The sequence below is a fragment of the uncultured Pseudoflavonifractor sp. genome (genome assembly GCA_904419835.1).
Lineage (GTDB): Bacteria > Bacillota > Clostridia > Oscillospirales > Oscillospiraceae > Pseudoflavonifractor.
The window spans coordinates 1-20,698 of record CAJFTA010000012.1 but is presented as its reverse complement, the minus strand read 5'-3'; the positions used below and the strand labels follow the sequence as shown (position 1 = coordinate 20,698).

Sequence of the window (20,698 nt, the reverse complement as noted above, 5' to 3'; positions counted from 1 at the left end):
CCGTCCAGTCATCCCTGTAAAATGCCAGCAGTTCATCGCTGGGCGAGTACCACGCCGTCCTGTCTCTCGGGTCCTTGTTGTACTCGCCCACCAGCAGTGCCCCCTTCTCCCGGCAGCTGGCAATAATTCTCCTGATCTGTTTTGCGCTCCACCATGGAAACGCAGCCTCCCAGGCCGCCAGGGAGTTGAATGTCCACCACCTTCCGTCTCTGTAATTCCGGTCGTTGTCCTTGTTGTTCATAGTCAGAGATACCAGCATGTGGAGGAAAATGGACTCCTCCACGCCGTACCGCATGGCAACATCCCCCAGCCCGTGCAGAAATGTCAATCTGGACATGAGCCATCGTCCTTTCTTGTCGTATGTAAAATCCGCATATTACCAGATACCCATGTCAATCATCACCTGGGTAGCCACGGCCTTGATACGGGCCCGATTGGCGGCCCGCTCCTCCTCGCTGATTACCACGTCGCTGTGGGGCGTGTAGCACAGCGTGGTGCCGTACTTCTCCCCGGCGTCCATGGTGGCCGACTCATCCACCAGCACCCGCTGGCCGCCCATGTCGGTGAGCCAGTGCAGGCCCTTCCGGCGGGTCATCACGGTGTTCACGTGGTTCTTGCCGAAGGTCTCGGGGATAATCTTGGTGGTGACCACCAGCTCCTCCAGGGGCTCTATGTTCAGTTCCAGCATCGGAACACCTCCTCAGTCCTCTGTATGCTCCGGGCAGGATGTCCTATGCCGCCCGCTGTCGGTCGGATTCACGCTGGTTTCATTCAGCGCTTCGTTGTAGGCATCCATGGCCCACTGCATTAGTTTGATCTTATACCCGGCGGTGCACTCCTGGAGCTGCATAATGCCCTCCAGGGTACCCACCAGGCCCCAAGGAGATGCCACCCACCGGCGGCGTGCCTCCCGTGCGTAGTACTCCTTCCAGCTTTTCTCCTCGCGCTTGGTTATCTCAGCAATGGTATCCTTTGGAGGGACACTGTATTGCAGGACCACAGGACTGTTCTGCGCGTCGCCAATGAGTTGGCTGATTGTAACTCCCAGATAGAGCGCCAGCTTTTCAAACTTGTCAATAGATGGAATGCGTCCACGCTTGATATCGGGGATAAAGCTGGTTCCGACGCCACTCTCCTTGCAGGCGGCGGTGGGGCTAATCCCTCGCCCTTCACAGAGATGCTTGACATTTTGCACAAAAAAATCGATATTCAAGGGGAAAGCCTCCTCCTCTCCGGCCAGGCCAGCGTCAGAGCCAGCCCGGTCATCAGCGCCGCCAGGGTCTCGGCCCCGGCCCGGACGCTCACAAATCCGCACTCGATGTTGCCCACGGTGCCCAGGGCCATGACGGCCAGCAGGGTGCAAAAGGGTACACGAATCCAGCGGAAATTCCTTGCATTTCCGCCCGTCTTATGGTATATTTTCATTAGTTAGTTCTCCTTTTCCGTCCTCAGGTCTCGCACACCTGGGGGCGGATTTTTTTATGCCTGAGGGTTCTGGTCTCCTGATTTCAGCGCCAAAACCAAGGCGAACATTTCTACAAGCTCATCCACAATTTCGTCAAACTCCGGTCTCTCACCGTTGTCGACAATATTGTCCTCAGTGATAAGCATCAGCCGCTTCGCGCTGCGTCTCTCAGTAAAAGTGTCGAGCCTATTTCTCAGCTTGGCGCTGGCTTCCAGCACTCCTATCTGCGGCACCTCAGGCACCACCCGGCCATACATGGCGCTCTTTTCGCGCACATGCCGCACAATCAGATACAGGGTATTGTACAGGTCGGACATCGCCTCAACCACTTCGTCAGGCGGCACCCGTTGGCCAGTCTCATAGGCCCGCAGGCTCTCCACGCTGATGCTCAGCCGCTCTGCTGCCGCTTCCTGAGTAAGCCCGGCAGCCTTGCGACAGGCCTTATAAATATTTCGGGTTTCATCCGGCATGGTAATCACCTCCTTTTCGGGATAAAATTAAGTCAGATAGTTCAGCAAGCCTCCGGGACGGGCATCATCTCCACGGCCCCGTCCTGCCGGCAGATGACCAGGGCTGTGTCGCCCCAGCGGTCCGTGACCCGGACGGCGTTTTTGGTCACCCGCTCCACCCGGGCCAGCTGGCCCGCCTCGAACTGCCCCTCCAGCCAGCTGATAATCCGCCGCAGCTCCGGGGTGTCTCCCTGCATCATGTCTCTTCCCTCCTCTCAGCTGGCCGCTTGGGGCGGCTGTTGTACTTCCCTTCCCCGCCGTGGTAGAATGTGAGCGGTGGAAGGGAGGTGATTTTGTGCTTCAAAGCATACTCGAAAATATTGCCGTTACTATCATCGTCACAGCTTTATCCGCATTGGCAAAACGGATTTTTAAATTGCTCACAGCGCCCCACAATACTGTGGTGCATACGCCTAAAGCGCAACAGCCCCACCGAGTTTTAAAAAAACAGTTTTATGCTTCTCTCTTCACCTTTGCTGGTTGCCTTATCGTAGGGTTATCCATTCAGGCTACTAGACCCTTTTCGTTAGAAGGCGGCATAAAAGTGTTCGCTCTACTTATAGCAGGCTTTTCTTTTCTGTTCGTTATGGGAGCGTTTGATACTGCAATGGCGTTTTATCCCTGCGATGATATGAGGGATAACAGTCCATCCGAGAAAGATGCCGATAGTAGCAGAAAGTAGGAGATCACAGCGCATGTTTTCTCACCTCCTCTCAGCTGGCCGCCTCGGGCGGCTGACGGCCGACCAGGTTGTCCAAAGATACGCCAAACACATCGGCCAGAGCCAGAAGGGTGGAGACATCCGGAACACGAAGTCCATTCTCCCACTGGGACACAGCTCCCTTGGTGACGTGTACTGCGTCCGCCAAAGCCTGCTGCGTCATACCGCGCGCCTGGCGGAATTCTTTGATTTTCAACCTTTCCCCCTCCTTTCTGGTTGTCCTTTTTTTGGTTATGTGCTATGATTCACAATAGGTAAACTATTTGCAGGCCACAGAAAGGATGTATTGCAATGCCCACAGAGCAGGTATCAACCGGCCTGGATCTTTCCCTTGTTATCGCAATAGCTGCACTGGTTCTCTCTGCTTTGTCCCCGCTCATCTCGGCCTTAATAAGCGGACTGTTCCAAATCAAAGAAAAGACGCTTGAGATTTCCGCGAAGCAACGTGAACAAGAGCGGGACTTTTATTACCGCCACCGTGCCGAAGTAATTGAGCGTTACATTAGTACTGCTGGCCAAGCTATTTTATCTGGTCGCTACTATGATTTTGGAAACTCTATGGGTGAAATCTACTTTTATGTAGATGAGTCCCTATGGCCACTGCTCGATAATATTGCAGAATGCTTTCATAATGATAAGTGGTTTATGGCTAAAGGCGACTTCATCAAATTGTGTAAGGAGTTATCATCTACAGAAATCCGTACCCAGAACAAGGAGCAACCACAGCACACCGATACACACCAACCAAAGGAGATATAGTTTAAATCCCTTTGGATTGACGTATTTGTACACCGGAATGCAAATCCCGTATAAAACGGCAAGAAGAGATACGCAGAATATTTGCGTTCCGTTCATCTCTTTTTCACCTCCCGCATGTTTACTGCGTGAACATAACTGTATGAAGGAGTATGCACCATGAAATGCCCTAACTGCGGCACCAAGTACAAGGGAAAGAAATGCCCCTCTTGCGGGCGGCATACAGACCCCAGCCTGGAGGCCAAACAGCACGCGAGAATCGCCCTATTGGTCGTGGTGCTGGTTATCGTGGCCGCGCTGGCCTTCTATTTTCTGGCCGTACACAACTTCTATCAGAGCGTTATAAATATCATCCGCTCCATCTAATGTCCCGTTTACCACTTGTTTACCTTACAAGCAAATCATAATCTCGATTTTTAAGATTGTCAATCTAAAATATCAAGAATATTAAATCTTGTGAAAATGCTATAATCTCGTTTTTTAAGATTTGTGCAGTTTGGAGGTGATTTACTTGTCCACACCTGTTGAGCGAATTTTTTCTCTTCTGAAAGTAAAGGAGATTGAGCAGAAGGAATTTGCTCAGTTGCTTGGAACCACCGACAAGACTGTTAGTGCATGGAAAACAGGGAGATCACAGTCTTACACAAAATATCTCCCCAAAATTTCTGAGGTACTGGGCACGACTGTTGAATACCTCCTTACTGGCGAAAAAACAGAGCCCACCGTCCAAGACGATGGGCTCACAGAAGGAGAACGCGCGCTTATGAAGCAGTTCCGGCAGCTGACACCGGAGCAGCAGGACATGGTACTTCGGATGGTACAGGCAGCCGCTGACAATCAGCAATAGCCGCCATGGCCACAGCCAGTACAGCCTCCGGGTCTCGGCTCCCCCGGATGATTTCCAGTAGCTGAATTTCTTTTTCGCGCATTTCTCCCCCTCCTTGTACTTGACATCATAGAACGCATGTTCTACAATGTCAATACAACTAAGGAAAAAGAGAAAATAATTTTGTGTCCCCAGCATCCCAATGATAGATTGAAAAAGATGAAGGGAAGTCGTGTGTATGATCTGCAAAAAATGCGGCACCATGTACGACAGTAATTTCTGCCCGAACTGTGGTGCCGGAAACCAGAACGGAGGCAAAAAAGCCGGAAAGTTTATCCTTGTCTTTGCCGCAATCGTCGTACTCATGGCAATTGTGGCCATAATCGGCGGCAAGGATAATACGCCCAACACGGCAGATGTACCGTCTGACCCTCCTCAGACAACCCAGACGCCGGACCAGCAGACAGCCGGCGTCACAGCCAGCACGGCCCCCAGCGTCTCCCAGCCCCAGCCAGCTGTGGAGGATGACACCGCCGGTGAAACCCTCGGCCAGAAGAACGCACGGCAGGCCGCTGAACATTACTTATCCGTTATGAACTTCTCCGCCAGCGGCCTGGCCGAGCAGCTTCAATTCGAGGGTTACTCGGAGAGCGACGCAGCCTATGCCGTGGCAAAGTGCGGTGCAGACTGGAACGAGCAGGCCCTTGGAAAGGCCCTGACATACCTGGCTACCATGCCCTTCTCCGCCAGCGGCCTCCAGAACCAGTTGACCTTTGAGGGCTTCACTGCGGACCAGGCTCAGTATGCCGTCGCCAATTGCGGCGCAGACTGGAATGAGCAGGCTGCGAAAAAGGCTCAGGATTATTTGGATATCATGGCTTTTTCCCGGGACAGTCTGCTCCAGCAGCTTCAGTTTGAAGGCTACACCGCAGAACAGGCCGAGTATGGCGTGACCGCTGTCGGATATTGAGCATAGCTGTGTCCAACTTGGACACGCCCCAAATCCGAGCACGTTTCCGGATTTGCCGCCCCTGTTGCGGCATACAATAGAGACAGCGCGAATCAATTCATGGAAAGGAGAGAGCGACATGCCGCTGCCCAAGGAAGAACGATACACCCTGGCCGACGTCCTGACCTGGGACGAGCAGGAGCGGGCCGAGCTCATCGATGGCGCGGCTGTGATGATGGCGCCCCCCTCCCGCGTCCACCAGGAGATTGCCGCCGCCCTGCTGGCCCAGCTCTACAACTATCTGGAGGGCAAGCGCTGCAAGGTTTACCCGGCCCCCTTTGCCGTGCGGCTGTTTGAGAAGGCCGGCGACCGGCCGGAGGCTGTGGACACCCTGGTGGAGCCCGACCTGTCCGTGGTCTGCGACATGGACAAGCTGGACGATATGGGGTGCAGAGGCGCGCCCAACCTTATCATTGAGATTCTATCCCCCTCCACCCAGCGCCACGACCGGCTGACCAAGTACAACCTGTATGAGCGCGCCGGGGTGCGGGAGTACTGGATTGTGGATCCGGAGAGCAAGACCGTCCAGGTCAGCGTGCTGGACGGCGGCCGCTACCGCGTCCGGGAGGTCTACACCGCCGGAGACATCGCCAAGGTCAACGTGCTGGACGGCTGCTTCATTGAGCTGGCCAGAGTCTTTTTATCCTAGGTCTCCCCTGCCGCTCCCCGTGTGGGGAGCGTGGGGCGTGGATTGAAATAAATGACCTGAATATCAAAACCGCCCTCAGCCATCCGGCCGGGGGCGGTTATGCTCTCAACATATTGCGAAGGAGGGAACCCAATGGACGCGGCGGAATATCTGAGAAAATCCCGCATGGAGGAGGGCATGGATACGGAGGAAGTGCTCTCCCGGCACCGGAAGGCGCTGGAGCAGTACGCCGCCGACCATGACATCCACATCATCGCCACCTATGAGGAGGTGGTCAGCGGCGAGAGCCTGTACGCCCGGCCGGAGATGCTGCGCCTGCTGGAGGACGTGGAGGAGGGCCGCTACGACGCGGTGCTGGTCATGGACCTGGACCGGCTCTCCCGGGGCCGGATGAAGGACCAGGGCATCATCCTGGACGCCTTCCGGGACTCCGGCACCCTCATCGTCACCCCGGAAAAGACCTACAACCTGTCCGACGACCTGGACGACGAGATGGCGGAGTTCAAGACCTTCATGTCCCGCCGGGAGTACAAGATTATCAACAAGCGGCTGCGCCGGGGCCTGAAGCAGAGCATCAGCGACGGCTGCTATGTGGCCAACGCCCCCTACGGCTACCGGAAGGTGCTGGTGGACCGGCGGCCCACCCTGGAGATTTACGAGCCGGAGGCCCGCTTTGTGCGCATGATGTACCAGCTCTACATCCAGGGTTACGGCTGCATCTCCATCGCCCGTCACATCAACGCCCTGGGGGCCAAGCCCCACCGCTCGGAGGAGTTCACCCGCAACAGCGTGGCCCACATCCTCCGCAACCCCACCTTCGCCGGGAAGGTGGTCTGGAACCAGAAGTCCCACATCCGCAAGGGGGCCAGGGGCAACCCCAAGCACATCACCATCTACAATCCCCGGGAGAAGTGGACCATTGTGGACGGCCTCCACCCCGCCATTGTGAGCCAGGAGCTGTACGACACGGTGCAGGACATCATGGCCGGGCGGTATATCCCCTCCAGGAACGACGGCACCGTCCGCAGCCCCCTGGCCGGGCTGGTGAAGTGCGCCAACTGCGGGCAGAACATGCAGCGCGTGGTGATGAAGGAGCAGGCGTATCTGCTGTGCACCAAAAAGGGGTGCTGCGCCAGCACCAAGTTTGAGTTGGTGGAGCAGCGGGTGCTCTCCTACCTGGAGGAGACCCTGGTGAAGCTGGAGCTGGAGCAGCAGCGCGGTACGGCCCGGGATACCTCCGTTCTGGACAGCGCCCTGGAGGCGGTGAAGAAGGAGCTGGCGGCGGCCCAGCGGCAGAAGAGCCGCCTGTACGAGCTGCTGGAGATGGAGGAGTACGACCTGCCCACCTTCCGGGAGCGGATGGCGGCGGTGAAGGAGAAGATCGCCGGCCTGGAGCGCCGCCGGCGGGAGACAGAACAGTCCATCCGGGACGCCCAGCTGGCCGACCCGGCCGCCCTGGCCAGGAAAATCCGGGCCGTGCTGGACGCATACGACGCCGCCGACGCCGCCGGCCGCAACGCCATGCTCAAGAGCGTCATCAGCACCATCACCTACCGGAAAGAGAAGAAATCCAAGCAGAGCGAGTTCCAGCTGCTCTTCACGCTGAAGCCCTACTGACGCCAACCACTTGGGGCCCAGCACATTCCGTTGTATTTAAGACGCTATATCTTCCGATAAGGACTGCATTGAGGATCTCCGCTTCTATCCCACCCAGAGCTCCCAGTGCGCCATTGACCGGGCCGTGTCCATCCGGGCCGGCCAGGCCGAGCTGCTCTATGTGTACATCGACGTGGAGCCCATCGGCTTCAACCGGGGCTTCTTCACCGTGGACGTCCGGTACTTCTACCGGGTCACCGCCGACGCTTTCGTGGGCGCCGCCCGGCCCGTCCAGATCTGCGGCCTGTGCGTGTTCGACAAGCGGGTCATCCTCTTCGGCAGCGAGGGCAGCGCCAAGGTGTTCTCCTCCGAGACCGCTTCCGGGGCCGTGGACGAGCAGAACATCATGAAGACCAACCTGCCCACCGCGGTGGTGGAGGCGGTGGACCCCATCGTGCTGAACATGAAGCTGGTGGACATGTGCGACTGCCGCCCCTGCTGCGACTGTGAGCTGTCCGACATTCCGCCCTGCATCTGCGCCTGCTTCGGCAGCGACCTGTGCTTCGGCAACGAGGGCAAGCGGGTCTACGTCACCCTGGGCCAGTTCTCCATCATCCGTCTGGAGCGGGACACCCAGCTGCTCATGCCCGCCTACGACTACTGCATGCCCGAGAAGGAGTGCACCTGCGGCGGCTGTGAGGATGACCCCTGCGAGATCTTCCGCCATGTCCAGTTCCCCGTGGATGAGTTCTTCCCGCCCAACAGCGCTGCGGGCGGCTGCGGCTGCTCCGACCACTGCCCGCCCTCCGGCGGCAATGGCTGCCGGAGCTGAAGGTCCCACACCAATTCATGCAGCGAGGGTCCGCAGACTGCGGATCCTCGCTGTGCTCTCCCGTCCTGGAACCCCATTTTTTTTAAAATCTGCCGATTCAGTACGCATTAGCTAAAATGCCCTCTGTCCGCTCTTGAAAATTCTTACATTTTATATATGACAATTACCGGAAAATTGTTGTAGAATAGTTGCAGCAAATCATATAAAAACATGTCTGAATAAATGGACTGGAGGAATTTACACATGATCGCTGGTGCGAAGCGTCGCGAGGCCGCCGTGAAGGCCGCCGAGGAGAAGACCGCCGCCAAGGCCGCTGAGGCTGTGGAGACCAAGGCCAAGGCCGAGGCCAAGACCGAGCCTGCCGCCAAGGCTGAGCCCGTGGCTGAGGCCGCCGCCAAGAAGACCGCCCGCAAGACCGCTACCAAGAAGGCCCCCGCCAAGAAGGCCGCCGAGGAGAAGTCTGCGGAGGCCAAGACCACCATTATTCTGGAGTACTGCGGCCGCCAGGTCACCGAGACCACCATGATCGCCGGCGCCAAGAAGGTGTGGGCCGATGCCGGCCGCACCGAGGCCATTGAGACCATGGAGCTCTACGTCAAGCCCGAGGACGGCGCTGTGTACTGCGTTATCAACGGTGAGCCTGTCGGCAAGTTCTGCTATTAATCACCTGAAAAAGGGGAACCCGGAGCCGCATTTCGCGCTCCCGGATTCCCCTTTTTTCGTTTCCGACCACTTCCGGGCAGAGTCCGCTGCTATGCCCCGCCCTGCTTTTTCAGCTCCTGCTTCAGCCTGCTCAGCGTCACAGGGGTCATGTTGAGAAACGACGCGATGTACTTGTTGCTGATTTTCTCGCTCAGCCCGGGATAGGCCTGCCGGAACCACTGATAGCGCTCCATGGCCGTGTACTGGTAGATGGCGATTTTCAATTCCCAGTGGAGCCTGGACGACTCCATCACCAGCTGGCGGTAGAGCTCGGACATGGCCGGGTATTCCCGGAGCATCCGGTTGACCTCCGGGACGGCGATGCGCACAACCTCGCACTCCGTAAGCGTCTGCACGTCAATGGGCGCGGGCTGGGCAATGTCTGAGCTGGGCATGGCGGGCGCTCCGCACTGGAACACCAGGCAGTCGGTGATTTCCTTTCCGTTCACATCTGTGAGCACGCCACGGGCAATGCCCTGCATCAGGAAATACACATGGGTGGGCGTATTCCCCTGGCGAATCAGGTACTCCCCCTTTTTCAGCACCCTTGTCTCTGATACGCGGAGCGCCTCCTGCACCAGCGCCTCATCGGAGATCCCAAGGACCTTCTGAAAAAAATCAATCAGCAGCACCTCTTTCCCCCCTTCTTCCTGTAGTGCCTACTATATTACAGGCTCTCTTTTTTTATCGCATTATCCCATGTTAATTTTCTCAATGATTATGGGAATTGGGGGAATTCTGTCCTTCTTCCGCGCACAAACACCCCCTGCCGGAAACCCCGGCAGGGGGTGTTTGTGCGAATGGGCCCCGTTCCGCGCCGAAGAGCATTTTCACATGGCGGCCAGAATGGCCTCCAGCTCCTCCCTGGAGTAGTGGTACACCTTGTCGCAGAACTGGCAGGTGAGCTCCGCCTTGCCCTGGTCGGCAATCAGCTCCTCCAGGTCCTTCTTTCCCATGCTGATGAGGGCCCGGGTCACCCGGTCCCGGCTGCAGTAGCAGCGGTACTCCACCGGGCTCTCCTCCAGCACCTCCATGTCGAAGTCGGACAGCACCTGCATCAGCAGGCCCCTGGCGGTCATGCCGTCCCGGAGGGCCTCGGTCACCGCGCCCACCCGGGCCACCCCCTGCTCGATGGTGCGGATGACGCTCTCGTCCGCGCCGGGCAGCAGCTGGATGAGGTAGCCGCCGGCGCAGAGGACGGACTGGTCGGTATCCAGCAGCACCCCCAGGGCGCAGGCCGTGGGGATCTGCTCGCTCTCCAGGAAATAGGCGGCGATGTCGTCGGCAATCTCGCCGGAGAGCAGCTCAATGGTGCCCACATAGGGCTCCTTCATGTTCAGGTCCTTGATGACGGTGAGGGATCCGGCGCCCACGGCGGCGCCCACGTCCAGCTTGCCGGGCCGCTTCCGGGGCAGGTCGGCCGCCGGATTCTGGACGTAGCCCCGGACGTTGCCCTCGCTGTCGGACACGGCGGTGATGCCCCCCAGGGGCCCGTCCCCCTTCACCCGCAGAGTGAGGGAGGCCGCCTCCTCCTTGAGCTGGTTGCCCATCATGGACGCCCCCATCAGGGCGCGGCCCAGGGCGGCGGTGGCGGTGGGCAGGGTCTTGTGGATCTGGCGGGCGCGCTCCACCAGAGCGCCCGCCGTAATGGCGGAGGCCTTCACGGGCGCGTCCTTGGCCAGCATACGGATAATCTGATCAGACATAAGCGGTATGGTTTCCTTTCTCTTCCATCGAAAAAGGCGCTCGCACCTTTTTCCAATAAGATGCAGTCCGCTGCGCGCATAATTTGTCCGCATTCAGCGGACAAATTCCACACTTGCGGCCTGAGAAGTATTTTCTCCGCCGTACATGTCGCCGGAGAAAATAGATTGCACTTGATTCGCGCCTGTGGGCGCGAACCCTGCGCGGCTTTTTTCACAAACCAAATGGCTGTGTTCAGCCCTGCTTCACGGCGGTGAAGAAGATGCGCTCCTCCCCCGGCACGGGGGCGCGCATTTTCAGGCAGCCGTGGCGGCGGATGCGGGTGAAGCCCGCCTCCCGCAGGTACTCCTCCAGCTCGTCGGGCTCGTAGGCGTACTCCTCGTGGACCTCCTCCCCCCGGCTCCAGCGGCCGTCGGGCTCCAGGCGGAAGATGTCCATTCCGTAGGTACAGATGCGCCGCCGGGGGGCGTACTCCGCCCGCCAGACGCAGTATGCGTCGTCGGTCTCGTCGATAAACATGCCGCCGTCCAGGCCCCGGAGCTTGTCCGGCGTGTTGATGTCAAAGAGGAACAGCCCGCCGGGCACGAGGAACAGGTGGACCCGCTGGAAGGCCTTTTTCAGCCTCCTGGGGCTGGTGACGTAGTTGACGCTGTCCAGGCAGCAGACGCAGGCGTCGACGGTGCCGTACAGGTCCAGCTTCTCCATGCTCTGGCACAGGAAGACGGGGGGCTCCCCCGCCAGGTCCCGGCACTTCTCGGCCGCCACAGAGAGCATCTCCGCCGACCGGTCGGCGCATATCATCTCGTAGCCCCGGCCCATGAGCTCGGCCGTCAGGCTGCCGGTGCCGCAGGCCAGGTCCAGCACCGTGTGGATGGGCAGGGCGCTGCGGGCAAAGTGCTTCTCGATGTAGTCCGCCCAGCGGCTGTACCGCACGTCGGTGGTCAGCTCATCGTAGCACCCGGCCAGGAACTCATAGCTTTCCATCGGCCTTCAGCTTCTCCTTTACCCGGGGGAGGACGGTGGTGTACCCGTCGGCGCCATAGTTGAGGGACCGGTTCACCCGGCTGATGGTGGCGCTGGACGCGCCGGTCCGCTCCAGAATGTCGTTGTAGATCATGCCGTTGGACAGGAGAATGGCCACCTCAAAGCGCTGCTCCATGGCCCGCAGCTCGGCCACCGTGCACAGGTCGGAGAAGAACTTCTTGCACTCGTCCAGGTCCTTGAGGGTGAGGATGGTCTCGTAGAGAATATCGCTCCGCTCCTTCTTTTCACCCTTGGTCATAGGCTGACAGCCTCCTTTGCTAGCGTTGGTTTTGATTCAGGGCTCTGCTTTCTTACTTTATCGTTTTATATTTTACTTCACTGAATCATGAAAGTAAACATATTTTGTCCGTTTTGCAGGGAAAATTTCACCACAGGCTGCCCCGCTCGTGGAAGGACCGCTCCCCCGGCTCGGGAACCAGCGGATGGCGCTCCATATTCTCCACAACGGCGTACCGCGGCCCCCGGGAAACCGCCCGGACAAAGTCCTCCACGGGCCCCTCGTCCCCCTGGACCTCCATCTCCACGTCGCCGTCCTCCCGGTTGCGCACCCAGCCGGTCAGATTCAGCCGGGCGGCGGTCATGCTGGTAAACCACCGGAAGCCCACGCCCTGGACCCGCCCGGACACCCGGATATAGAGCCGGATCATGCCCCGCTCCCCCTTTCTCTTTTGTTTTCGCGCAATACGTATTTCCGCGGGTGCAGGGTTTTTAGACAATTTCGTCCAGAACCCTTGCACTTGAACAAAGCCAAATGGCCTTGAAAGCTTTGGCTTTCAAGGTTTTCGGCTTTGTTCGGTACGCATTAGCGTATCACAGGGAAAAACTTCTGTCAAACCGCCTTCTCCGGCATAGGATGGGGCAGACTGGTCTGGAGAAGGAGGGGCGGCCATGGAGCTGGGGAAAAGACGTGTGGAGTCCGTTGAGGTTAAGGCTGTGCCGGAGGAACGGGTGCTGACGGCGGAGGAGGAGCCGGTGCTCTCCCTGTCCCTCCGTGCTCCGGCGCTGGAGGGGGACGCGCCCCAGCTGCGGCGGATTGGCCGGTGCTTTGCCCGGCAGACCCAGGCCTGGCGGGCCCGGTGGGAGGGGCCGCTGTACGCCATGGCCTGCGCCGCCCGGCAGGCGGCCAGGGAGCAGTCCCGGCCCTTCACCCCCTGGACGGCGGAGCTGGACTTCACCGTCACCCGCAGCGGCGGGGGCCTGCTCAGCCTCCGCACCGACGCCGCCGAGCGGCACGGCGCGGCGCGGCCCCTGCTGGTCCGCGCCGGCGAGACCTGGGACCTGTCCTCCGGCGTACCCGTCCCTCTGTCCGCCCTCTTTCCGGCCCGCCGGTGGCGGCGGCAGGTGCGCTCCGCGGTGGAGGAGCAGTGCGCCCGGCGGGCCTCCTCCGGGGAGTTCCTGTTCTACGAGGACTGGCCCCGCCGGGCGGCGGCGGACTTCGACCCGGACAACTTCTATCTGACGGAGGACGCCCTGGTCATTTTCTATCCCCTCCACACCCTGTGCCCCGCCGCCGAGGGCATCCCGGAATTTTTCCTTCCCCTGCCCGTATGAGCGTAAAAAAACAGCGCTTTGGGTTATTTTTTACATTTTGTCCCTTGTAATCTGAAAAATGCCGGGATATAATATCGTCCGTCCGTGGGAAAAGGCCAATGCGCGAATCCCCGCGGCAGGAGGAACGATTATGGTCAAAGCAATTGTAGGCGCAAACTGGGGCGACGAGGGCAAGGGTAAAATCACCGATCTGCTCTCCGAGGAGTCCGACGTGGTCATCCGCTTCCAGGGCGGCGCCAACGCAGGCCATACCATCATCTGTGATTATGGAAAGTTCGCGCTGCATCAGCTCCCCTCCGGCGTGTTCTACCCCCACACCACCAACATCATCGGCAACGGCGTGGCCCTGGACGTGCCCAAGTTTGTCCACGAGCTGAAAACCCTGACCGACGGCGGCGTGCCGGCCCCCCACATCATTGTGGACCAGCGCACCCAGGTGCTGATGCCCTACCACGTGCTCCAGGACACCTACGAGGAGGAGCGCCTGGCCGGGGCCGCCTTCGGCTCCACCAAGTCGGGCATCGCCCCCTTCTACTCCGACAAGTACGCCAAGATCGGCATCCAGGTCTGCGACCTGTTTGACGAGAAGCGGCTGATGGAGCGGCTGGAACACGCCTGTGTCATCAAGAACGTGCTCTTTGAGCACCTCTACCACAAGCCCGCCCTGGACCCCAGAGAGCTGTTCAGCACCCTCATGGGCTACCGGGACATGATCGCCCCCTATGTGGGGGACGCGGTGGCCTTTGTCCACCAGGCCCTGAAGGAGGGCAAGCAGATCCTGCTGGAGGGCCAGCTGGGCTCCATGAAGGACCCGGATCTGGGCATCTACCCCTTCACCACCTCCTCCCACACCCTGGCCGGCTACGGCTGCGTGGGCGCCGCGGTGCCCCCCTCCGCCCTCACCGAGGTGGTGTGCGTCACCAAGGCCTACTCCTCCGCCGTGGGCGCGGGCGCCTTTGTGTCTGAGATCTTCGGCGACGAGGCCGACGAGCTGCGCCGCCGGGGCGGCGACGCCGGCGAGTTCGGCGCCACCACCGGCCGGCCCCGCCGTGTGGGCTGGTTCGACGCCGTGGCCACCCGGTACGGCTGCATGGTCCAGGGCGCCACTGAGGCTGCCCTCACCGCCATCGACTGCCTGGGCTACCTGGACGAGATCAAGGTGTGCACCGGCTACGAGATTGACGGCAAGGTCACCGCCGACTTCCCCGTCTCCCCCCTGCTGGACAGGGCCAAGCCGGTCTACGAGACCCTGCCCGGCTGGAAGAGCGACATCCGGGGCGTCACCGAGTACGGCAAGCTGCCCCAGGCGGCCCGGGACTATGTGGACTTCATTGAGAAGCACATCGGCGTGCCCGTCAAGACTGTGTCCACCGGCCCCAAGCGCCACGAGATCATCCGGCGCTGAGCTGTTTCCACCCCTTTTCAGAACGCCCCGGCCAAAAACCGGGGCGCTCTGCTGTGCATAATTCTTCCCCGTTTGGCGCATTTTCTTCCGTTACGTCAGAATTGTCTATTGTGCGGCGGGCGGAGCTTGTAGTATAATATACTGTAAGATTGCCGGGCGGCTTCTGCCGTTCCATACAGAAATTTGAAAATTTAGGAGTGTTTTTTCATGAGCCGGATGGTCGGTACTGTTTCCCGCGGCGTTCGCGCCCCCATTATCCGCAGCGGCGATAACCTGGTGGATATCGTCACCTCTTCCGTGCTGGAGGCCGCCAGGGACGACGGCTTCACCGTGCGCGACCGGGACGTCATTGCCATCACCGAGGCCATTGTGGCCCGCAGCCAGGGCAACTACGCCACCGTGGACGACATCGCCGCCGACGTGCGCGCCAAGCTGGGCGGCGGCACCGTGGGCGTCATCTTCCCCATCCTGTCCCGCAACCGCTTCGCCATCTGCCTGCGGGGCATCGCCAAGGGCTGCAGCAAGATTGTGCTGATGCTCTCCTACCCCTCCGATGAGGTGGGCAACCACCTCATCAGCCTGGACGCCGTGGACGAGAAGGGCGTGGACCCCTATAAGGACGTGCTCACTCTGGAGCGCTATCGTGAGCTCTTCGGCTACGAGAAGCACCCCTTCACCGGCGTGGACTACGTGGAGTACTACCAGAACCTGATTCAGGAGTGCGGCGCCGAGGTGGAGATCATCTTCGCCAACGACCCCCGCGCCGTCCTGAGCTACACCAAGACCGTCCTGGCCTGCGACATCCACACCCGCAAGCGCACCAAGCGCCTGCTCCAGGCCGCCGGCGCCGAGAAGGTCCTCACCCTGGACGACATCATGACCGCCCCCGTCAATGGCAGCGGCTGCAACGAGACCTACGGCCTGCTGGGCTCCAACAAGGCCACCGAGGACAAGGTGAAGCTCTTCCCCCGCCCCTGCCAGGACCTGGTGGAGGCCATCCAGGCCAGGATGCTCGCCGAGACCGGCAAGCACGTGGAGGTCATGGTCTACGGCGACGGCGCCTTCAAGGACCCTGTGGGCAAGATCTGGGAGCTGGCCGACCCCGTGGTCTCCCCCGCCTACACCGCCGGCCTGGAGGGCACCCCCAACGAGCTGAAGCTGAAGTACCTGGCCGACAACGACTTCGCCGCCCTGTCCGGCGAGGCTCTCCGGGACGCCATCAAGGACCAGATCCGCAAGAAGGACGGCAGCAGCCTGGTGGGCAACATGGTCTCCCAGGGCACCACCCCCCGCCGCCTCACCGACCTCATCGGCTCCCTGTGCGACCTGACCTCCGGCTCCGGCGACAAGGGCACCCCCATTGTCTATATCCAGGGCTATTTCGACAACTACACCACCGACTGATTTTTCACAGTCTCCAGCCGCCTGGACGCGCGCCGTCCGGGCGGTTTTTCTTTCCGCCGCTCCCTTGACACCGGCAGCGTCACCGGGTACTATAAAAGCAGAATCTTGACGAACGGAGGCCCCTGCCATGCGACTGCGCCGGACGCTCCCCCTCTGCCTGTCCCTGCTGCTCCTGCTCTCCGCCTGCGGCTCCAAGACGGCGGAGATCACCCCCACGCCCCCGGCTATTCCCACCCTGCCCGCCAGAACCCAAGCCCCCGAGCCCTCCCCCACCCCCAGTGAGACGGCGGAGCCGGAATACACCGGCCCCCGGAACCCCCTCACCGGCGAGCCCATGGAGGAGGAGTGGGTGAACAAGCGGCCGGTGGCCATTATGCTCAACAACCTGGAGCAGGCCCTGCCCCAGCAGGGCCAGTCCGAGGCGGATATCATCTACGAGTGCCTGGAGGAGGGGGGCATCACCCGCATGATGGGGGTGTACCAGAACCCCCGGGATGTGGGGGTCATCGGCTCGGTCCGCTCCACCCGAACTTACTATCTGGAGCTGGCCCTGGGCCACGACGCCATCCTCATCCACGCCGGCGGCAGCGACGTGGCCGGCGTGGAGGACGCCTACGGCAAAATCAGGGCCTGGGGCGTCACCTCCCTGGACGCCGTCCGGGGCCCCTATATGAGCAACACCGAGGGGGGCAACCTGATGTGGCGGGACCCGGGCCGGAAGGCAGCCAACGGGTACGTCCACAGCGTCATCACCACCGGCGCGAAGATTGACGAGATCTTCTCCGCCGCCTCCTTCCGGCAGGACCACGAGGAGGGCTGGCGCTATCAGATGGACTTTGCCGACGACGGCACCCCCGCCGGCGGCGCCGACGCCCCGGTCATCACGGTGCCCTTCTCCAACTACAAGACCGGCGTGTTCACCTACGACCCGGAGAGCGGGCGGTACCTGGTGTCCGAATACGGCGAGCCCTACATCGACGGCAACACCGGCGAACAGGTGGGCGTGACCAACGTGGTGGTGCTGCGCACCGCCTGCCGCAACACCGGCGACTCCTACGGCCATGTCTCCGTGGACCTGTCCAGCGGCGGCACCGGGTATTTTGCCTGCGGCGGCAAGGTCGTGGACCTGGTGTGGAGCAAATCCGAGCCCGACGGGCAGCTCTACTACACCGACCTGGAGGGCAACCCCATCGTCTTTGGCCGGGGCAAGACCTATGTGAACATCGTCCCTCTGGATTCCCAGGTGACCTTTGAATAAGAGCCGATACATAGAAAGCGGACCGGCCAGTGGCCGGTCCGCTTTTGTCCTCTGCTGCTAAAAGCCCTGGGCGTCCTCAAAGTCAAAGCCGTCCGGGTCGTTCTCCTCCTCCCCGTCCAGCAGCTGGACCCCCGCGGGCAGGAGGAGATAGGCGCTGTATCCAATCTGGACGATATGGCCGTCCCGGCCGTAGGCCGCGCCGCTGAGGAAGTCCACAATGCGCCGGGCCGCCTCCCGGGAGGCGCTCTCCAGATTGACCGCCACTGTGTAGCCGTCCAGCAGGCAGTCGGCAATCCTGCCCGCGTCCACGTATTTCCCCGGGGTGAGCACCATGACCTTGCCCGCGCCCGTCTCATCCGCCGGGGAAAAGCCCTGGCTCCGGCCCGGCCGCCTGTCCTCCGGCGGCTCCTTCTCCGCCGCTCCGCTCGGCGCTTCCCGGCTCCCGCTCAGGATGCGCTGACGCATCTTATCCCAGATTCCCATGCTTTTCCCTCCCTGTCGTTTTTCTACATTATAGCGCAGGCCTCTCCGCTTTACAAGTCGGTTTCCCACTTTTCTCCCCAAAAGCAGTGGAAATATCCCCATTCTCCCCAAAAATCTGAAAACAAATTTCAGCTTTCCACGGTTTTCTCAAGTAGTTTGGGGACTGGCCGCCGCGCCAAAAAAGGCACCCGCCGGAGCGGACTCCGGCGGGCATTCCATCCATATCTTTACTTTTTCGCAGCCCTTTTGCCCGAGTGGCTCCGGGCAATCTTTGCCACGGTCCCCGTCAGGGCAAAGAGGGCGATGGCGTTGGGGATTACCATCAGGTTGTTGAACATGTCGGTCAGCTCCCACACCAGGGTGTTGGACATAAGGGTGCCCAGGAAGATGAACACCAGGGCGACAGCCGCGTATACCGGCACGGCCTTTTTGCCGAAGAGGTAGATCACGTTGATTTTGCCGAACATATTCCAGCTCAGCACCGTGGAGAAGGCGAAGAAGAACAGGCACACCGCCACGAACACAGCGCCTCCCTCCGCGCCGAACACGGTGCCGAAGGCGGTCTGGGCCAGATTGGTGTTGCTGATGCCCTCGGGGATGACGCCGGTGTGGAGGATGCCGTCGCTGGTATACAGGGTGGAGATGATCACCAGGGCGTTGAGGGTGAGCACCACAAAGGTGTCGATAAACACGCCCACCATGGCCACCACACCCTGGTCGTGGGGGTCCTTCACGTTGGCCTGGGCGTGGGCGTGGGGCGTGGAGCCCATGCCCGCCTCGTTGGAGAACAGCCCCCGCTTGGCGCCCTGGCTGATGGCGGTCTTGATGGCGTAGCCGAAGCCGCCGCCGATGATGGCCTGGGGCTGGAAGGCGTAGCGGAAGATCATGGCGAAGGTCTCGGGGATGTAGCGGTACCGGGCGATGAGCACGGCCAGGCCGCCCGCCAGAAAGACAACCGCCATGACGGGCACCAGCTTCTCGGTCACCGCCGCCAGGCGGTCCATCCCGCCCAGGAAGATAAAGCCGCAGATGGCCACCAGCGCGATGCCCACCACCCAGGAGGGCACATGGAAGGCCGTCTGGAAGGTGGAGCCGATGGAGTTGGACTGGACCATGCAGCCCATGAAGCCCAGGGCCAGGATGATGGCCACGGCGAAGAAGCCGGCCAGGAACTTGCCGAAGGGGCCCTTGAAGGCGGTGGTGATGTAGTACACCGGGCCGCCGTGGAAGTGGCCCTGGTTGTCCGTCACCCTAGTCACAATGGCCAGGGTGGCCTCCGCGTAGATGGTGGCCATGCCGAAGAAGGCGATGATCCACATCCAGAAGATGGCGCCCGGGCCGCCGGTGAGGATGGCGCCGGAGGCGCCCACGATGTTGCCCGTGCCCACCTGGGCGGCCACGGCGGTGGCCAGGGCCTGGAAGGAGCTCATGCCCCGCTCCTGCCGCCCGCCCCGCAGGGACAGATTGCCGAACACCTTCCGCATTCCCTCGCCGAAGCAGCGGATCTGGACAAAGCGGGTGCGTATGGAGTACCAGAGCCCCACGCCGATGAGCAGAAAGACCAGGATATAGCTGGACAGGGTGACGTTGATGTCGCAAACGTAGGGGTAGAGCCACGCCTCCAGCGCTTGCAGTGCTTCCATCATAGTGTTTTCTCTCCTCTTCAAAAAAACAGGCCGTGGATTTACCCACGGCCTGAAAAGAAAAAACACTGCTTCCGGCGGGGTCTGACGCCCCCGCCGCCATTTTGTGCATCCTCTGTCCTTTTGCCTGAGAGATTGGCGGCGCTGTCCCGCGCCGCTTTGCCCCTTCGGCACCCAGTTCGTGAGCTTCTCCAGAGTGACATCCACGCACAGTCTCTGTTCCGGTCCGGAACACCTGAGAGTGTTACTCCTTCGGCAAGCCAACGGCTTTTTCCTGGGCGCTTCTATTGTCCTGTTCGGTTGTGAGGGACATTATACCGCCAGCAGAGGACATTGTCAAGTCCCTTTCCTTTGCCGGCGCCATGTGATACAATATATTTTCAGATTTATGATTTTGCAGGCTGGAACACCAGGCTGTCATCCCTTGAAATGGGGGCAAAAAAGATGGGCAAAATGAAGCGGCGGGAGCGTAAGCCGGACAAGATCCAGGTCCGTGGCGCCAGAGTCCACAATCTGAAAAACATTGATGTAGCGGTGCCGCTGAACCAGATCGTGGGCGTCGCCGGCGTTTCCGGCTCCGGGAAATCGTCATTGGCCCTGGGGGTGCTGTATGCCGAGGGCTCCCGGCGGTACCTGGAGGCCCTGTCCACCTACACACGCCGCCGGATGACCCAGGCGGCCAGGGCGGACGTGGACGAGGTGCTCTACGTCCCGGCGGCCCTGGCCCTCCACCAGCGGCCCGGCGTGCCGGGAATCCGCAGCACCTTCGGCACGGGGACGGAGCTGCTCAACAGCCTGCGGCTGATGTACTCCCGCCTGGCCAGCCACCGCTGCCCCAACGGGCACTATGTGCCGCCCTCTCTGGCGGTGGCGGCGGGGCAGGCGCTGATCTGCCCGGAGTGCGGCGCTCATTTCTATGCCCCCGGCGCGGAGGAGCTGGCCTTCAACAGCCAGGGGGCCTGCCGCGCCTGCGGCGGCACCGGCGTGGTGCGGGCGGTGGACCGGTCCACCCTGGTTCCGGACGAGTCCCTGACCATTGACCAGGGGGCGGTGGCCCCCTGGAACAGCCTCATGTGGTCGCTGATGACCGACGTGTGCCGGGCCATGGGCGTGCGGACGGACGTGCCCTTCCGGGAGCTGA

At 60.8% G+C, this 20,698-nt stretch carries 26 protein-coding genes, 1 pseudogene and 1 riboswitch; of the genes and pseudogenes, 14 read left to right on the top strand and 13 right to left on the bottom strand.

Features of this window, described 5'->3' with window-relative positions; translation table 11 throughout:
• Positions 1–376: 376 nt before the first annotated feature.
• The 5 genes from QZY67_RS03685 to QZY67_RS03665 are packed head-to-tail and all read right to left on the bottom strand — an operon-like array spanning position 377 to position 2,174.
• Entirely contained in the window at positions 377–688 is a 312-nt protein-coding gene (locus QZY67_RS03685; protein ID WP_295368618.1) for a hypothetical protein, read from the bottom strand.
• A gap of 12 nt (positions 689–700) precedes the next feature.
• The gene (locus QZY67_RS03680; protein WP_295368617.1) at positions 701–1,213 is read right to left on the bottom strand and encodes a helix-turn-helix transcriptional regulator; all 513 of its coding nucleotides are present in this window, start codon (positions 1,211–1,213) and stop codon (positions 701–703) included.
• The gene (locus tag QZY67_RS03675) at positions 1,210–1,425 is read right to left on the bottom strand and encodes a hypothetical protein (RefSeq protein WP_295368616.1); all 216 of its coding nucleotides are present in this window, start codon (positions 1,423–1,425) and stop codon (positions 1,210–1,212) included. The genes QZY67_RS03680 and QZY67_RS03675 overlap by 4 nt, the downstream gene beginning before the upstream one ends.
• A 54-nt stretch (positions 1,426–1,479) precedes the next feature.
• Complete coding sequence (locus QZY67_RS03670) at positions 1,480–1,935, bottom strand: helix-turn-helix transcriptional regulator (protein WP_295368615.1); 456 nt, start codon at positions 1,933–1,935, stop codon at positions 1,480–1,482.
• 41 nt (positions 1,936–1,976) lie between these two features.
• Positions 1,977–2,174, bottom strand: coding sequence for a hypothetical protein (locus tag QZY67_RS03665; protein ID WP_295368614.1), 198 nt, complete (start codon positions 2,172–2,174; stop codon positions 1,977–1,979).
• Positions 2,175–2,269: 95 nt separating this feature from the next.
• On the opposite strand from QZY67_RS03665, the gene QZY67_RS03660 reads away from it, so the two are divergent.
• Complete coding sequence (locus QZY67_RS03660) at positions 2,270–2,656, top strand: hypothetical protein (protein ID WP_295368613.1); 387 nt, start codon at positions 2,270–2,272, stop codon at positions 2,654–2,656.
• A gap of 31 nt (positions 2,657–2,687) precedes the next feature.
• Here the strand turns inward: QZY67_RS03660 and QZY67_RS03655 are convergent, their stop codons facing one another.
• Positions 2,688–2,891 (bottom strand): helix-turn-helix transcriptional regulator, encoded by a 204-nt coding sequence (locus tag QZY67_RS03655; protein WP_295368612.1) that lies wholly within the window; start codon positions 2,889–2,891, stop codon positions 2,688–2,690.
• A gap of 95 nt (positions 2,892–2,986) precedes the next feature.
• Here QZY67_RS03655 and QZY67_RS03650 point away from each other — a divergent pair, with 95 nt between their 5' ends.
• The 8 genes from QZY67_RS03650 (at position 2,987) to QZY67_RS03615 (ending at position 9,026) form a co-directional block, all read left to right on the top strand.
• A complete protein-coding gene (locus tag QZY67_RS03650) occupies positions 2,987–3,454 on the top strand; it encodes a hypothetical protein (protein WP_295368610.1) in 468 nt (155 codons plus the stop codon).
• A 156-nt stretch (positions 3,455–3,610) separates the two neighbouring features.
• Complete coding sequence (locus QZY67_RS03645) at positions 3,611–3,817, top strand: hypothetical protein (protein ID WP_295368608.1); 207 nt, start codon at positions 3,611–3,613, stop codon at positions 3,815–3,817.
• Between the two features lie 145 nt (positions 3,818–3,962).
• Entirely contained in the window at positions 3,963–4,298 is a 336-nt protein-coding gene (locus QZY67_RS03640) for a helix-turn-helix transcriptional regulator (protein ID WP_295368606.1), read from the top strand.
• 217 nt (positions 4,299–4,515) lie between these two features.
• Entirely contained in the window at positions 4,516–5,247 is a 732-nt protein-coding gene (locus QZY67_RS03635; RefSeq protein WP_295368604.1) for an Ltp family lipoprotein, read from the top strand.
• A gap of 118 nt (positions 5,248–5,365) precedes the next feature.
• Entirely contained in the window at positions 5,366–5,935 is a 570-nt protein-coding gene (locus QZY67_RS03630) for a Uma2 family endonuclease (protein ID WP_295368603.1), read from the top strand.
• Between the two features lie 132 nt (positions 5,936–6,067).
• On the top strand, positions 6,068–7,552 hold the full coding sequence (locus tag QZY67_RS03625; RefSeq protein ID WP_295368602.1) for a recombinase family protein: 1,485 nt from the start codon (positions 6,068–6,070) through the stop codon (positions 7,550–7,552).
• 124 nt (positions 7,553–7,676) lie between these two features.
• Entirely contained in the window at positions 7,677–8,363 is a 687-nt protein-coding gene (locus QZY67_RS03620; RefSeq protein WP_295368599.1) for a hypothetical protein, read from the top strand.
• 243 nt (positions 8,364–8,606) lie between these two features.
• Positions 8,607–9,026 carry a DUF6465 family protein gene (locus QZY67_RS03615; RefSeq protein WP_295368598.1) on the top strand — a complete coding sequence of 140 codons (420 nt, stop codon included), beginning with the start codon at positions 8,607–8,609 and terminating at the stop codon, positions 9,024–9,026.
• Positions 9,027–9,115: 89 nt separating this feature from the next.
• Here QZY67_RS03615 and QZY67_RS03610 read toward each other — a convergent pair whose 3' ends face one another.
• The 5 genes from QZY67_RS03610 to QZY67_RS03590 form a co-directional block, all read right to left on the bottom strand.
• On the bottom strand, positions 9,116–9,697 hold the full coding sequence (locus tag QZY67_RS03610) for a Crp/Fnr family transcriptional regulator (protein WP_295368597.1): 582 nt from the start codon (positions 9,695–9,697) through the stop codon (positions 9,116–9,118).
• Between the two features lie 198 nt (positions 9,698–9,895).
• Positions 9,896–10,771 (bottom strand): Hsp33 family molecular chaperone HslO, encoded by an 876-nt coding sequence (gene hslO / locus QZY67_RS03605; RefSeq protein WP_294532728.1) that lies wholly within the window; start codon positions 10,769–10,771, stop codon positions 9,896–9,898.
• A gap of 232 nt (positions 10,772–11,003) precedes the next feature.
• The gene (locus QZY67_RS03600) at positions 11,004–11,753 is read right to left on the bottom strand and encodes a class I SAM-dependent methyltransferase (RefSeq protein ID WP_295368596.1); all 750 of its coding nucleotides are present in this window, start codon (positions 11,751–11,753) and stop codon (positions 11,004–11,006) included.
• On the bottom strand, positions 11,740–12,051 hold the full coding sequence (locus QZY67_RS03595; protein WP_294532724.1) for a YerC/YecD family TrpR-related protein: 312 nt from the start codon (positions 12,049–12,051) through the stop codon (positions 11,740–11,742). Before QZY67_RS03595 ends, QZY67_RS03600 begins: the two co-directional genes overlap by 14 nt.
• A gap of 127 nt (positions 12,052–12,178) precedes the next feature.
• On the bottom strand, positions 12,179–12,460 hold the full coding sequence (locus QZY67_RS03590; RefSeq protein ID WP_294532722.1) for an acylphosphatase: 282 nt from the start codon (positions 12,458–12,460) through the stop codon (positions 12,179–12,181).
• 241 nt (positions 12,461–12,701) lie between these two features.
• Between QZY67_RS03590 and QZY67_RS03585 the strand changes: the two genes are divergently transcribed.
• From QZY67_RS03585 to QZY67_RS03570, 4 genes are all read left to right on the top strand, one after another.
• Complete coding sequence (locus QZY67_RS03585) at positions 12,702–13,364, top strand: RsiV family protein (RefSeq protein WP_295368595.1); 663 nt, start codon at positions 12,702–12,704, stop codon at positions 13,362–13,364.
• Between the two features lie 130 nt (positions 13,365–13,494).
• Positions 13,495–14,769: an adenylosuccinate synthase gene (locus QZY67_RS03580; protein ID WP_294532718.1), complete on the top strand. Its 1,275-nt coding sequence runs from the start codon at positions 13,495–13,497 to the stop codon at positions 14,767–14,769.
• A 207-nt stretch (positions 14,770–14,976) separates the two neighbouring features.
• The gene (locus QZY67_RS03575; RefSeq protein ID WP_295368594.1) at positions 14,977–16,173 is read left to right on the top strand and encodes a coenzyme F420-0:L-glutamate ligase; all 1,197 of its coding nucleotides are present in this window, start codon (positions 14,977–14,979) and stop codon (positions 16,171–16,173) included.
• 127 nt (positions 16,174–16,300) lie between these two features.
• Complete coding sequence (locus QZY67_RS03570) at positions 16,301–17,431, top strand: DUF3048 domain-containing protein (protein WP_295368593.1); 1,131 nt, start codon at positions 16,301–16,303, stop codon at positions 17,429–17,431.
• 57 nt (positions 17,432–17,488) lie between these two features.
• On the opposite strand, the gene QZY67_RS03565 is transcribed toward QZY67_RS03570, so the two are convergent.
• Both QZY67_RS03565 and QZY67_RS03560 read right to left on the bottom strand, forming a co-directional pair.
• Positions 17,489–17,914, bottom strand: coding sequence for a cell division protein SepF (locus tag QZY67_RS03565; protein ID WP_295368581.1), 426 nt, complete (start codon positions 17,912–17,914; stop codon positions 17,489–17,491).
• Positions 17,915–18,141: 227 nt separating this feature from the next.
• Complete coding sequence (locus QZY67_RS03560; protein WP_295368648.1) at positions 18,142–19,557, bottom strand: sodium:alanine symporter family protein; 1,416 nt, start codon at positions 19,555–19,557, stop codon at positions 18,142–18,144.
• Between the two features lie 105 nt (positions 19,558–19,662).
• Positions 19,663–19,762: riboswitch (glycine riboswitch) on the bottom strand.
• Between the two features lie 239 nt (positions 19,763–20,001).
• Here QZY67_RS03560 and QZY67_RS03555 point away from each other — a divergent pair.
• Positions 20,002–20,698 (top strand): annotated as a pseudogene (locus tag QZY67_RS03555) (excinuclease ABC subunit UvrA); the annotation flags it as partial.

Bases quoted from the DNA above. Each gene is read 5' to 3' on its own strand.
- QZY67_RS03685 (WP_295368618.1), bottom strand. From the start codon at position 688: ATGCTGGAACTGAACATAGAGCCCCTGGAGGAGCTGGTGGTCACCACC.
- QZY67_RS03675 (WP_295368616.1), bottom strand. From the start codon at position 1,425: ATGAAAATATACCATAAGACGGGCGGAAATGCAAGGAATTTCCGCTGG.
- QZY67_RS03670 (WP_295368615.1), bottom strand. From the start codon at position 1,935: ATGCCGGATGAAACCCGAAATATTTATAAGGCCTGTCGCAAGGCTGCC.
- QZY67_RS03665 (WP_295368614.1), bottom strand. From the start codon at position 2,174: ATGATGCAGGGAGACACCCCGGAGCTGCGGCGGATTATCAGCTGGCTG.
- QZY67_RS03650 (WP_295368610.1), top strand. From the start codon at position 2,987: ATGCCCACAGAGCAGGTATCAACCGGCCTGGATCTTTCCCTTGTTATC.
- QZY67_RS03645 (WP_295368608.1), top strand. From the start codon at position 3,611: ATGAAATGCCCTAACTGCGGCACCAAGTACAAGGGAAAGAAATGCCCC.
- QZY67_RS03635 (WP_295368604.1), top strand. From the start codon at position 4,516: ATGATCTGCAAAAAATGCGGCACCATGTACGACAGTAATTTCTGCCCG.
- QZY67_RS03630 (WP_295368603.1), top strand. From the start codon at position 5,366: ATGCCGCTGCCCAAGGAAGAACGATACACCCTGGCCGACGTCCTGACC.
- QZY67_RS03625 (WP_295368602.1), top strand. From the start codon at position 6,068: ATGGACGCGGCGGAATATCTGAGAAAATCCCGCATGGAGGAGGGCATG.
- QZY67_RS03615 (WP_295368598.1), top strand. From the start codon at position 8,607: ATGATCGCTGGTGCGAAGCGTCGCGAGGCCGCCGTGAAGGCCGCCGAG.
- hslO (WP_294532728.1), bottom strand. From the start codon at position 10,771: ATGTCTGATCAGATTATCCGTATGCTGGCCAAGGACGCGCCCGTGAAG.
- QZY67_RS03600 (WP_295368596.1), bottom strand. From the start codon at position 11,753: ATGGAAAGCTATGAGTTCCTGGCCGGGTGCTACGATGAGCTGACCACC.
- QZY67_RS03595 (WP_294532724.1), bottom strand. From the start codon at position 12,051: ATGACCAAGGGTGAAAAGAAGGAGCGGAGCGATATTCTCTACGAGACC.
- QZY67_RS03590 (WP_294532722.1), bottom strand. From the start codon at position 12,460: ATGATCCGGCTCTATATCCGGGTGTCCGGGCGGGTCCAGGGCGTGGGC.
- QZY67_RS03585 (WP_295368595.1), top strand. From the start codon at position 12,702: ATGGAGCTGGGGAAAAGACGTGTGGAGTCCGTTGAGGTTAAGGCTGTG.
- QZY67_RS03580 (WP_294532718.1), top strand. From the start codon at position 13,495: ATGGTCAAAGCAATTGTAGGCGCAAACTGGGGCGACGAGGGCAAGGGT.
- QZY67_RS03575 (WP_295368594.1), top strand. From the start codon at position 14,977: ATGAGCCGGATGGTCGGTACTGTTTCCCGCGGCGTTCGCGCCCCCATT.
- QZY67_RS03570 (WP_295368593.1), top strand. From the start codon at position 16,301: ATGCGACTGCGCCGGACGCTCCCCCTCTGCCTGTCCCTGCTGCTCCTG.
- QZY67_RS03565 (WP_295368581.1), bottom strand. From the start codon at position 17,914: ATGGGAATCTGGGATAAGATGCGTCAGCGCATCCTGAGCGGGAGCCGG.
- QZY67_RS03560 (WP_295368648.1), bottom strand. From the start codon at position 19,557: ATGGAAGCACTGCAAGCGCTGGAGGCGTGGCTCTACCCCTACGTTTGC.